Annotated in this window: 10 protein-coding genes; 8 read left to right on the top strand and 2 right to left on the bottom strand. The window is 34.4% G+C overall.

Going from position 1 to position 12,488, the window contains the following annotated elements:
- Positions 1-7 precede the first annotated feature (7 nt).
- Both CVT13_RS06510 and CVT13_RS06505 read left to right on the top strand, forming a co-directional pair.
- Complete coding sequence (locus tag CVT13_RS06510) at positions 8-1,477, top strand: class I SAM-dependent DNA methyltransferase (protein ID WP_107812003.1); 1,470 nt, start codon at positions 8-10, stop codon at positions 1,475-1,477.
- Position 1,478: 1 nt separating this feature from the next.
- Positions 1,479-3,086, top strand: coding sequence for a restriction endonuclease subunit S (locus tag CVT13_RS06505; protein ID WP_107812002.1), 1,608 nt, complete (start codon positions 1,479-1,481; stop codon positions 3,084-3,086).
- Position 3,087: 1 nt separating this feature from the next.
- Here the strand turns inward: CVT13_RS06505 and CVT13_RS06500 are convergent, their stop codons facing one another.
- Positions 3,088-3,891 (bottom strand): tyrosine-type recombinase/integrase, encoded by an 804-nt coding sequence (locus tag CVT13_RS06500; RefSeq protein ID WP_107812001.1) that lies wholly within the window; start codon positions 3,889-3,891, stop codon positions 3,088-3,090.
- 30 nt (positions 3,892-3,921) lie between these two features.
- Positions 3,922-5,313: a restriction endonuclease subunit S gene (locus tag CVT13_RS06495; protein ID WP_199907281.1), complete on the bottom strand. Its 1,392-nt coding sequence runs from the start codon at positions 5,311-5,313 to the stop codon at positions 3,922-3,924.
- A gap of 122 nt (positions 5,314-5,435) precedes the next feature.
- Between CVT13_RS06495 and CVT13_RS06490 the strand changes: the two genes are divergently transcribed.
- The 6 genes from CVT13_RS06490 (at position 5,436) to CVT13_RS10415 (ending at position 12,276) form a co-directional block, all read left to right on the top strand.
- A complete protein-coding gene (locus tag CVT13_RS06490; RefSeq protein ID WP_107812000.1) occupies positions 5,436-6,074 on the top strand; it encodes a tRNA 2-selenouridine synthase in 639 nt (212 codons plus the stop codon).
- Positions 6,075-6,151: 77 nt separating this feature from the next.
- Entirely contained in the window at positions 6,152-7,735 is a 1,584-nt protein-coding gene (locus CVT13_RS06485; protein WP_107811999.1) for a hypothetical protein, read from the top strand.
- Positions 7,732-8,688, top strand: coding sequence for a hypothetical protein (locus CVT13_RS06480; RefSeq protein ID WP_107811998.1), 957 nt, complete (start codon positions 7,732-7,734; stop codon positions 8,686-8,688). The genes CVT13_RS06485 and CVT13_RS06480 overlap by 4 nt, the downstream gene beginning before the upstream one ends.
- 91 nt (positions 8,689-8,779) lie before the next feature.
- Complete coding sequence (locus CVT13_RS06475; RefSeq protein WP_159071109.1) at positions 8,780-9,553, top strand: hypothetical protein; 774 nt, start codon at positions 8,780-8,782, stop codon at positions 9,551-9,553.
- A 973-nt stretch (positions 9,554-10,526) separates the two neighbouring features.
- Positions 10,527-11,018 carry a hypothetical protein gene (locus CVT13_RS10420; RefSeq protein ID WP_234411988.1) on the top strand — a complete coding sequence of 164 codons (492 nt, stop codon included), beginning with the start codon at positions 10,527-10,529 and terminating at the stop codon, positions 11,016-11,018.
- Positions 11,019-11,343: 325 nt separating this feature from the next.
- Positions 11,344-12,276, top strand: coding sequence for a site-specific integrase (locus tag CVT13_RS10415; protein WP_234411987.1), 933 nt, complete (start codon positions 11,344-11,346; stop codon positions 12,274-12,276).
- Positions 12,277-12,488 lie beyond the last annotated feature (212 nt).

The following is a 12,488-nucleotide window of genomic DNA, read 5'->3' as shown; positions in this document are numbered from 1 at the left end:
GACGAAGATGAGTTTAGGAAATTTTATAAAAAGACTACAAGACATTATGAGAAATGATGCAGGTATCAACGGAGATGCCCAAAGAATAGAACAAATAACGTGGATATTGTTTTTAAAAATTTACGATGCAAAAGAGAGCGAATGGGAGATCGATGATGATAACTATCGCTCTATTATGCCAACAAATTTGCGTTACTCCAGCTGGGCGATAGATAACAAAGACGGCAAGGCATTAACTGGTGACGAACTTTTAAATTTTGTAAATAACGAGCTTTTCGTAACTCTAAAAAATATAACTATCACCCCACAAACCACTACTCGCCAAGCCATCGTAAAAAAGGCATTTGAGGACAACAATAACTACATGAAAGACGGAGTTTTGCTTCGTCAAGTGATAAATGTGATAAACGAGCTAAATTTTGAAAATTTCAAAGAGAGGCACGCGTTTGGCGAAATTTATGAAACGATATTAAAAAGCTTACAAAGCGCTGGAAACGCTGGAGAGTTTTATACGCCACGCGCCGTGACAGACTTTATGGCTAAGATGATTAAGCCTAAAATCGGAGAAAGAGTTGCGGATTTTGCTTGCGGAACCGGTGGATTTTTAACGTCGGCCCTTAAAGAGCTAGACTCGCAGATACAAACTGCAGACGAGAGAGAAATTTATAAAGATAGCGTCTATGGTATCGAGAAAAAGGCGTTGCCATTTTTGCTAAGCGCGACAAATTTATTATTGCACGACATAGACAATCCGCAAATTTATCACGATAACGCATTAGAAAAGGACATCAGAGACTATACGCCAGAGGATAAATTCGACGTTATTTTGATGAATCCACCATATGGCGGCAGCGAAAAAGATAACATAAAAAGCAACTTTCCTATTGAGCTTAGAAGCTCAGAGACTGCGGATTTGTTTATGAACGTCATAATGGCTAGGCTAAAATTTAAGGGTCGCGCAGCTGTTATCTTGCCGGATGGATTTTTATTTGGTACCGACAATGCAAAGGTGGCTATAAAAACTAAACTCTTAAACGAATTTAACCTACACACTATCGTACGTTTGCCGCATTCAGTCTTTGCGCCATATACGTCAATTACGACAAATATTTTGTTTTTTAACGCTAGCGAGCCGACAAGTAAAATTTGGTTTTACCGCCTAGATATGCCTGAAGGACAAAAAAATTTCAGCAAGACAAAGCCTATGAAGTTGGAACATTTTGCACCCGCTATCTCATGGTGGGACAATCGCGAAGAGATCAACATTGATGGCTTTGATAAGTCAAAATGCTTTAGCATAAACGAGATCAAAGAGCGAAACTACAATCTTGACCTTTGCGGTTTTCCAAATGAGAGCGAAGAGGTAAAAGACCCGTTTGTGCTAATAGCCGAATACCAAAAACATAGAACCGAGCTAAATACCGGGATCGATAATACGATCTCTAAAATTTTAGAGATCTTAAATCAAAAGGCGTAAGATGACGGCACAACAGCTAAAAAACTCCATCTTAAATTTAGCAATCAGCGGTAAATTAGTACCGCAAGATCCGCATGACGAACCGGCATCTAAGTTAATAGAGCATATTCGCAAGGAAAAAGATAGGCTTATAAAAGAGAAAAAGATCAAGCCGTCAAAATTTGATAGCATTATCTTCAAAGGTGAAGATAATTTACATTATGAGAAGATAGGCAAAGAAACTTGCTGCATCGAAGACGAAATTCCGTTTGAGATACCGCAAAGTTGGAGCTGGGTGAGACTGGGGGAAATTTCATCGCTTATAACTGATGGAACTCACAAAACACCAACATATGTATCAAATGGTATTCCGTTTTTAACTATACAAAATATTTCAAAAGGTTTTTTTGATTTTTCAACAATAAAATACATTAGCAAAGAAGAGCATGAATGTCTTTGTAAAAGGGTAAGACCACAGCAAAATGATATTTTATTTTGTAGAATAGGAACATTAGGGGAAGCGATAAAGTGCACTTTAAATTTTGATTTTAATATTTTTGTTAGTTTAGGACTAATTAGACTACATGATGCCAGATTTGTAGATTACGTTGTAAAATTTATAAATTCGTCTGTTATGCAAAAATGGATAGAACAAAATAAGGTTGGTGGCGGAACACATACGTTTAAAATTAACCTTGGTAGTACGTATTCTATCCTCCTCCCCCTCCCCTCTCTCTCCGAACAAAAACGTATAGTAGATAAGCTTGAAGAGATATTGCCACTTGTTGAAAAGTATAAAGAAGATAAAGAAAAGCTAGACGAGTTAAATTTAAACTTCCCGTCAAAGCTTAAAAAATCCATACTTGACTATGCTATCAAGGGTAAGCTCGTAGAACAAAATTTAGAAGATGAAAGCGTAGAAATACTTCTACAAAAGATAATACAAGAAAAACAAAGACTAGTTAAAGACAAAAAGCTAAAAGCCGATAAATTCCCTCAATCTACTATTTTTATAGGTGAAGATAATTCCCCTTATGAGAAGATAGGCAGAGAAACTCGCTGCATCGAAGATGAAATTCCGTTTGAGATACCTAGTAGTTGGACGTGGGTGAGGTTGGGGGAAATTTGCGATATTATTAATGGTTTTACACCATTGCGATCAAATATGGATTTTTGGCAAAATGGAGATATTCCTTGGTTTACAATTGATGATATGAGAGAATGTGGTAGGCAAATATCATCAACTAGACAATTTATCTCACAAAAAGCTATTGGAGAAAATTCTAAACGTTTGCTTCCACCAAATTCTATTCTACTATGTTGTACGGCTTCGATTGGAGAATACGCCATAACAAAAATTCCACTTACTACCAATCAGCAATTTAATGGCATTGTTATAAAAACTAAATATAAAAATTTTTGTAATGCTAAATTTCTCTTTTGGGTGATGCCGACACTAAAAAGTACACTTTTAAATTTAGCAGGCAAAACTACATTTGAATTTGTTTCTGTTCAAAAAGTTTCTCAAATTTTAATCCCTCTTCCGCCACTACCTGAACAAAAATGCATAGTCGCAAAGATAGAAGAGCTTTTAAAATTCGTAGATATTTTGCAAAGTAGCCTAAAGTAGGCTACCAGTCTATCACACTATCTATTAGCTCACGCTGCTCGGCGGCCGTTCTGCGGAGATAAATTCGCGTAGTTTGGATGCTTGTATGCCCCATCAGGTCAGCTAAAAACGCTATGTCGTTGCAACTAGCTAAGAAATTTTTAGCGAAAAGATGACGAAACGAATGTGGATAAATAACTGACTCGTCAAGTCCGTAGATCCTAGCAAATTTCTTAAGCTCACTAGCTATTCCACGCGGTGTAATGGTTTTACTAAATCTATTTAAAAATATAAAGCCACTTTCTATGCTGCTCTCATCGAGCCACTTTTTTGCCGAGGCTTGCAAGGATTTGGGAATATAAATTCGCCGCATTTTTGCACCTTTTGAGTATATGTCAAAGTAGCCAAGCACAACATGCTCAGCTTTAAATTTAACTAGCTCGCTCACACGCACACCAGTGGTTGCTAAAAATCGCACGACAAAATACCACTTTTTGTGCCCGTCTTTTAGCAGGCAAGCTTTAAAGTACTCATAGTCTGCTTTGCTAATAACGTTTTGTAAAAAACTTTTTTGCTGTACTTTAACAAAACTTAATTGTAGCTTGGGCTTTTTTATACTTTGAAGGTAACAGTTAATCGCACGAAGTCTCAAATTTACAGTCTTTGGGCTGTTGTTTTCTATGAGATAGAGTTTGTAAGCTTGCAGGTTTTGTCTCGAGATATCATCGTAGCGATCCAAAAATTGCTTCAAGGCAAAAAGGTAGGCAAAAATAGTATTTTGCGACAAATTCTTGTTCGTTAGATAAGTTTGAAATTGGGTAATCATAGTAAAGTCTCCTTCACTATGATTGTAAATTTAAGGTTTTAAAAGAGGCAATAGCAACTCAATTTTTTCTACTATCCGTTTTTGCTCTTGAAGTGGCGGGAGGGCTATGACTATAGTTTTTATAGCGTTTAAACTAATGCCGGAAATAATCCCTGACATCTTTTGCATAAAGCTATCTATAAAGATTTGACTTTGTAGGTAGTAATATATAAATCTAGGTTCAATTAGTAGCGGATTAAAACAACATAGTTTATTGCCAAAACATACATCACAATCAAGATGGCCTATCTTTTTACCTGCGCTTCCGCCCTCCACGCAGAGCAAAACACTATTTCTTGGAGCAATCTTAAATTTGCTTTCTTCAAAAGGAATTTTTACGCCATTTTCATAGTCTATCGAACCATCAAAGCCGACATCTTTTGTGGCTATATAGCATCTGCCGTCTTCTAAATTTGTATATTTCGTCAGCTTTTGAGTCTGGTTTATACTATCACCGGTGTAAATTTGGCAAATTTCCCCCAACCTCACCCACGTCCAACTACTAGGTATCTCAAACGGAATTTCATCTTCGATGCAGCGAGTTTCTCTGCCTATCTTCTCATAAGGGGAATTATCTTCACCTATAAAAATAGTAGATTGAGGGAATTTATCGGCTTTTAGCTTTTTGTCTTTAACTAGTCTTTGTTTTTCTTGTATTATCTTTTGTAGAAGTATTTCTACGCTTTCATCTTCTAAATTTTGTTCTACGAGCTTACCCTTGATAGCATAGTCAAGTATGGATTTTTTAAGCTTTGACGGGAAGTTTAAATTTAACTCGTCTAGCTTTTCTTTATCTTCTTTATACTTTTCAACAAGTGGCAATATCTCTTCAAGCTTATCTACTATACGTTTTTGTTCTTGTAGTGGCGGGAGGGGGATTAGAATGCTTTCCCAACTAGTTTTGTTTACTATTGGAGTAGCCGTTCCTGTGGCTTTATCTTGTAGCTGCTCAAAAAAATAAGACGACAATAAGTAATAAAAAATAAATTTATAGCTACTAAAAAATGGTGTTAGCGAATTTATTTGTTGATTAAAGGATACAATTCTATCATTAAAATAACATTTACCTAGAGACCCTCCTATACAAACCATTAAGATAGAACCTTTTTCGACAACCCTCCCTACTTCGGTTCCCTTTTTGCTTAACTTTTCATTATTATAATCTATTCCAGAATTTGTAATGTCAGCAGGCTTAATAAACGGCATATAATCTCCGTAAAAATCTCGCACCTGTGTAGAAGGAGTTGAGCCAGTTTGAGTCGCCCCCATGCTACCTAATCTCACCCATGTCCAACTACTAGGTATCTCAAATAAAATTTCGTCTTTAATAAAACGAGTTTCTTTGCCTATCTTCTCATAATGTAAATTATATTTACTTGACAAAGAATAAAATTATGGTAGAGACCATAAGAACAGTGCGTATTATTTAGTATGTAATAAATTAATAATATTATAATTTCAAAGACAATAAAATACCCAAAATAAAATTTCTAAAAGCATATAGGATGAAATTTATAGGCATTATACTTCTACTACTAACAAGCATATTTTTAATAGCCTGCTCTGCAAATCAAGCAAGCAACAAGATAAACAACTCTGAACTAGAAAATTTAGCTAGTAAATATGGTGGGGTTTATGTGTTTAATCAAAAATTTGTTGAGGAGATAGAGAAAAGAGAAGCTGAGAGAAAAGAGCTAAGCAAATCGCTTGGCGACAAGATAAGGTCAAACCCTAGAAAAATAAAACAAGGGGATAAATTTATAACTATATATGATGTTGATATGACATTGGTAAATGAAAAACCCCCACGAATTCTCTCTAATGGCAAACAATACCATACAATTAACACTTACCAAAAAGCTGTAAATTTATCAAAAACATATATTGACAAGGTGATAAACCATATAGGACAAGAGAATTATTATAAATCTACACCAGATATTAATGTGTGGTCTTTTTATATTGATGATAACAATAACATAGTGCCTATTGAACTAACAGTAACATATAACTACAAAGTCAAAAAATATGGCTTATTTGGTGATGAAGGTAGAGGCTTTTCTTTATCAAAAGGCGAAATACGTACTGCAAAGGGTGGAAATAAATTTATCCTTAATAACAACAAATTTGAAAAAGTGAAATAAAAATGAGCCAAATTTCAACCAAAGAATAAATAATAAAATTTAAAGACTACGCTGATATAGCTGATGCAAGTTATGCAATGCTTCACTGGGTAAGCGAGAATGAGAAAAATGGACTAGATGATCTTTATAGTAAGGTTGGCAAAGACAATGCCCCTGAAAACATTGTAAATTCTTACAAAAAACAAGAGATAGAAAAGCCTGTTTGGAGATATGCAGATGGTATCAAAAAAGGTGATGAGATAACTGAGGACAATCAAACCAAACAGTCAAAGATAAACAATCGTAATTCTGGCAAACCAACTGCCTACGCCCTAACCATAGAAGCTCGTTTTAATCAAGATATGATAATAACCAAACCAAAAGTAAATGAGCAAAGTGAGCCAAAAATAAAATCCATAGATAACGAAGTTCAAAGTTTTATCGCTACACCTGACGACAAACCACCATATATTTTTGTAAATAAAGAAAACTACCACCAAATTTCTCTTCGCACAAAAGACTTTGTCAATCGCTACGAGCTAGTCCATCACATCAAAAATACATCTATCACTGGCTTTAGCTCGACAGTCTTTTATGATAGTAAATTTAAAAACTACATCATAGGCTTTAGAGGAACTGAGCTAGGGTTTAAAGACCTAGTATTTACCGATGGCATGATAGCCCTTTTTGGTACAGGACTAAACCAAATAGCCTCTATGGCTATGCTAAAGAGCGATATGTATAATGCTATAAAAGAGTATAAATCAAACTCAGGTGATACAAGCGAAATTTCTAACCTAGTCTTATCAGGTCACTCACTAGGTGGTCACTTGGCTCAGTCCTTTGCCTTTTTATATACCAAAGATGTAAAAGAGCTATATACTTTTAATGCCCCTGGATTTGGTGGTGCATTTGCTAGTTTAGTCACTATATCTTTAAGATTTGTAAGCTTTATAGCTAAGGCAATAATGAAAGGCGTAAGGTGGGTGGCAAGACTTCTTGATCCGAATGGCTTTATAGGAGGCATCGCAAACTCTATCTTTAAAAAGATAAAGGGTATGCTAGGCTTTAAAGATGACAAGAGTACGCTAAAAGAGTGCGTAGATACAGTCAAAGATAACGAGCAAGCTTGCAAAGAACTAGGAGATAAAAAGGTAAGTTCTAATATCAATAAATCTAGCAAAGCAAGCTCAGGTATAGAGATACATCATTGCGATAGCGTAAGACATAAAATTTATGATAAAAACGATGAGGGACTATTTGACGCTAGTGATGATAGTGGCAAGGATAGCTTAAAAAGAGACTGGAACCAACTCTATGAGCCAAGCACTTCGGTGATATCTGATCTTGGATTTAGATATGGGTTAGGAGCCTTTACTAAAGATGGAAATGAGGCAGAATTTGACTATAAAAATACAGACAAGCTACATCTTATCAATGTCTTAGTCGCTTCGCACTATATAAAACAAATCGTTGAAAGCTTATGCTTAATGGAGTATCTACTAAGCAATGAAAAAAATGAGCAAAAGATAAAAGACAAAGATATAGCAGGTGCTCTAGACTACTTAAATGACTATATACAAAGTCTAAGCTTTAATGTCTACTTCTACAAAATTTCTCTAGGCTATCTACCAAAACTAGGCAGCGAAGATAAAAAAGGCTTAGTATACTTGAGAGCGTGATATATCCTATAGCTCTATATGTAAATGCTCTAGGCTTTGAGGATGAAAAAGAGGCGCCAAATTTAGAAGACCCTGTAAGCTCGCTTTTGTACTACAAAGAGAAAGATAAATTTGTAGATATGATAGATAGGGACGAGATAAAGGCACTAGACGCTAAAGATATAGCTAGTAAGGTAAAAAGTGGCGATGCAGATCTTTTCTTTGCTATCTACTCGTTTAGATACTTTATGCTAAGCAAAAAGGTCGATCTAGCGGCATTTAAAGATCGTATGGGCTATATATCTGACTTTTTTAAGATAGTAAGCTCGCATGTAAATTCTAACTCAAGCGAAAAAAAGCTAGAAGAGTACATAAACGCAAGGCTAGAAATTTATAGAAGTGCTTATGAGCTGAAATTTGAAAGCTTTAAATATGCGGACGACAATAAACACTATGTGGCGATAGCCAAGACAAATACGGAGAAAAAGATCTATCAGGGCATAGTGCTAATGCATAACTTTAAGCTGATAGACAACGTGGCAAAAGACGCCAAAAATGATGTGGCAAAAGAGTACTTAAATGTGATAAGACTTGAGCCAAACGAGCTAATGCATATCAGTGATGGCAAGGTAGATATATTTTTAAGAGATAAGAGTATATTTGACATAAATAAAGTTAGCTCTGATCTGGATATAGACTTTACAAAGCTAAAAACGCAGGTTTATATCATAGACAAGCCACTAAGCACCGCCACCGAGCAATCAGACTATCCACTATACTTTAAAAAAGAAGAGGACGGGGAGGAGTCAAATTCTAACCTGCTAAGCTTTGCTCACCAGCCAAGAGATGAGGATAAAGACAAGGGAAGACTAAGTGTTACCTATAAAAACTCACAGGCTAGCATACTAAACTACTCACTAAAGTCTAAATATAGATCTAAAGCCAACAAACAAAGAGACCAAAGAGTCGCTTGAAAAAGCAAATGAGAGACTAAGCTTAGAAAAGCAAAGTAGCGCTCTAAGTGCTAGCGGTACTGCGTTTGCTAATCCAATAATAGAAGATGACGTGGTAGTTTGCCCACATGGTGGTCACGTGATACTAAAAAGTAGAACAGGCAGAAGCATAAGGTCAGACGATCAAGGTGTGATACTTGATGTGGACTTTATAAGCTCACCAATAGTTGGCTGCTCAGCACATAATCCTTGCACCAATGTAGCATACGTGCCAAGAGCGGCGCTAAGTCTAAAAAGCATGCATAACAACTATGCTGTTATGCAAGATCTAGTACCAGCGTGCCTAAGTAACACTAGCTCACCACTAAGATGCATAAAAAAAGAAAATAGGATAAAGCTAGCTCATAGCGTAGGTAGTCCAACATCTGAAAACAATAATGCTGCGGTGCTAAATCCAAATTTAAATAGTGCTCACATAAGACTTCATGTAAAATCAGCTCTTAATCAAGCAGACAACCTTGCTGTTTGCATATATAAGCTAAATGATGTGGAGCATAAAAACCAAGAGGGATTTAAAGAGATGGAGCTAAATTTAGATGAAGGTAGTGATGTTAAAGACAAAAAGCTAAAAGAGCATCTAAGCCCTCACTTTAGAGAGGATAAATTTAGTATCTCGTCATTTAACTTCAAATACTCGCTCATGGATAAGAATTTCATCTTTATAACGCCTAAATATATAGAGGCTATATACAAAAATACAACGCTTCCAAAAAGTGGTATAGGATTTTTTCAGTTTGTAGATGATATAAGCGATGAGAGTAACCTTATCTATGTCAGTAAATATAATGACGATATAAATACAACAAAAACAGTAGTGGTGGCTTAATAGTCTATGTTTAGTGAAAAATCAAACGCCACCTTGAAACAATCTGTGTGTCTTCTGAAATTTTCGCTACAAAACCTTTAAATATTATTAAGAAAATTTTATCTATTCCTTATAAAAAGCTTAGACATTTTATCTGTAAAAGCTAGTTTTTAGAGATAATGATTTGTCTGAGCTTTTATATTTTTATTCTATTATGAGAATAAAAATATTGGCCGTCTGCCAAGACCTTACAGCAAACTCAATTTGAGTTTGCTAAATAAGTATTATTATACATACTATGAAAAAAATTACTTGATGCTTGTATATTGATAGATGATATTATTTTATGAGTGTGTCAAGAAGGAAAAATGGTTTCTTGGTAACTTAAAATAAAATAAATATTTTTTAATATTAAAATTTATTTTTAATATTTACTTAAATAATAGATATAACGAGTTGGTTTTTTATAATTTCCACACAAGCTCGCATGATTCTTGGTGTCTTTATAAATTTTAAAAATTTATGAAAAAACATGCTAAAATTACCTCAAGCTTAAAAATTTGCTACATAAAATTTTATTTTGCTACAAACTTTAAGCTATATTTTATGAAAGGTGACTGCAATATAATATTGTAGAAACATCGTAGTTTAGGTATTTATGGTGTCACGGGGGAGACTTGAACTCCCGACCTCCGGCTTATGAGATAAATTTTTAAATATCACTTAAAGCCCTGCTACATCACCATTACAAACAACTTTTTCCAATAAGCATTAGTCGAGTGTCCCACTTTTGTTCCACTACAGAAGCATGGTGCATTTAAAAAATCGTAATGGAATTTATTACTACCGAAGTGTCATCACCCCAAAAGCAAGAAAAGTTTTTAATTGTTCAAGAGAGTTGTGTTTCTCCTTGGGGACTTGTTCCATATTAAAAGCCAGAAAATCTGCTAGAATTTATGATAGATATATTTATCTCATAACAAAGGCAGTGGATATGAAGCTAAATCAAGGAATTATAGATTCATTAGTTGATAGTTTTATGCAAGTAAAGGTAGACAAGAGCATAAAAGAGCATTCGCTTTATGATAAAAAGATAGATATTGACTTTGCAGATGCACTAAATCAGCACTTCAAAGAAGCCTTAAAAAACGATAGCTTTCCTGAATTGCTCAAGCAAAGCAATGAGGCTTTGATAAATAAAGCCAAAATTTTATCTAACAACTTAGATGAAGCTATAGACCAAGATGATAAAGCCAGTATAGCTCAAACCTTGCTTGAGAAACATATATTATCACTAAACTACCTTATATCAAAGCTTGATAAAAGCACAAACCTCGTTTCTAAAAAGCTTAAATTTTTAAACAAACAAGATGAAAACCATAGCTTTGAATCAAACAATATAGATAGCTTTCAGGATAATATTGAGACCCTTGATGAGACACATGGACTACCTCTTAATAAAGAAGGCATAAAAAAATTTAACTAAAAATTTCTCACATGCCATAATAACAACTGCCAAGCAACAATATGGACTCAACACACCTATTAAACTAATAAAAACCAAAGATGATGAGAGGAGTGTAGAGCAGATACTAACTAGCGGTAGTCACATCATAGGTAAACGCATAAAAGTAGGTGATAAAAGCTTTAGTGTAGGTATTTTAAATGATGAAATAAGACAAGAATATGAGATAGTACCATGCTCTACCAGCCAAAGAAAGGCAGAGAGTAAAGAGATCATCACACTAAAAACAGCATTTGAAAATTTTATAGCAAATACTAGCATTAGTCAAAAATGGTCAAATAGCACCATGGATCTGGTAAATATTGTAGGAAACATACTATTTAAATTTTTTAACCCAAACAAAGATATTGCGGCCATATCACGAGATGATTTACTTAAATTTAGAAATACTTTGGCCCTCATACCAACCAAGCTAAATCAAAAAGCTAAATACAAAGACAAAAACTTAGAGCAAATCATACGCATAGGTAAAAACGATCCCAAGCTATCACAAGTAACCATACAAAAGTATATGATAAGGGTTATTCAGTTCTTTAAGTATTGCTATAACAGTGACTACATAAGTAAGAGCATCGTAAATGATCTAAATGTAAAAGTAGAGATAAATCCAATGGAGCGTAAGGTGCTACCTTACAGCAAGGATGAAGCCAACACTATCTTTAAAATAGTCCAAAATTTTAAAGAGACTAACACAACATCTAGCAAACGCATAAGTGCAAATGATTTATACTATATAACCATGATAGCAGCATATAGCGGTATGAGAATAAATGAGATAGTTCAGCTAAGAGCACGTGACATCGTGCAGCATAATAATGTGCTTTGCTTTAACATAAATAGAGATGATGGTAAGAGTACTAAAAATATAAATTCCATAAGGCTTGTACCAGTGCATAGCAAGCTAATAGAGCTTGGATTAATGGAGTTTATAAAGCAAAGAGCTAGTTCAAATAAAAGCATTTTTAAAGTAAGTAATAAAGACTTTTCTGAAATTTTTAGATCACAAATACAAAGAAAACTAATAAGTAGCGACAAACAAAAGACTTTTTACTCTTTTAGACACTATTTTATAGATACGCTTGTCCAACAAGAAGTAGAGCCAAATATCATAGCTCAAATAGTAGGACATGAGAAACAGTATAAAATTTTACTTGGAACATATGCTACAAATATAAATGCTAGTGTATTAAAAGCAAAAGTTGAAATGGTAAGTTACTAATATATCTCATAATACATTTTATTACGTAACTTTACTTCACTATACCTTACTATACTTAACCATACTTCACATAACTTTACTATACGTAATTTACGTTACTATACTTAAGTATACCTATTTTACGTGATTTTACCTTATGTAACATTGCATAAAATTATGCTACCATACACTTTAATTATCTAGATTCACCCCTATTAAGCATCAACATTTTT

This window comes from Campylobacter concisus, from assembly GCF_003049085.1.
Lineage (GTDB): Bacteria > Campylobacterota > Campylobacteria > Campylobacterales > Campylobacteraceae > Campylobacter_A > Campylobacter_A concisus_H.
The sequence above is the reverse complement of the archived record's forward strand: the minus strand, read 5'-3'. Positions and strand labels throughout refer to the sequence as shown.

Bases quoted from the DNA above. Each gene is read 5' to 3' on its own strand.
- CVT13_RS06510 (WP_107812003.1), top strand. From the start codon at position 8: ATGAGTTTAGGAAATTTTATAAAAAGACTACAAGACATTATGAGAAAT.
- CVT13_RS06505 (WP_107812002.1), top strand. From the start codon at position 1,479: ATGACGGCACAACAGCTAAAAAACTCCATCTTAAATTTAGCAATCAGC.
- CVT13_RS06500 (WP_107812001.1), bottom strand. From the start codon at position 3,891: ATGATTACCCAATTTCAAACTTATCTAACGAACAAGAATTTGTCGCAA.
- CVT13_RS06490 (WP_107812000.1), top strand. From the start codon at position 5,436: ATGAAATTTATAGGCATTATACTTCTACTACTAACAAGCATATTTTTA.
- CVT13_RS06485 (WP_107811999.1), top strand. From the start codon at position 6,152: ATGCTTCACTGGGTAAGCGAGAATGAGAAAAATGGACTAGATGATCTT.
- CVT13_RS10420 (WP_234411988.1), top strand. From the start codon at position 10,527: ATGAAGCTAAATCAAGGAATTATAGATTCATTAGTTGATAGTTTTATG.
- CVT13_RS10415 (WP_234411987.1), top strand. From the start codon at position 11,344: ATGGATCTGGTAAATATTGTAGGAAACATACTATTTAAATTTTTTAAC.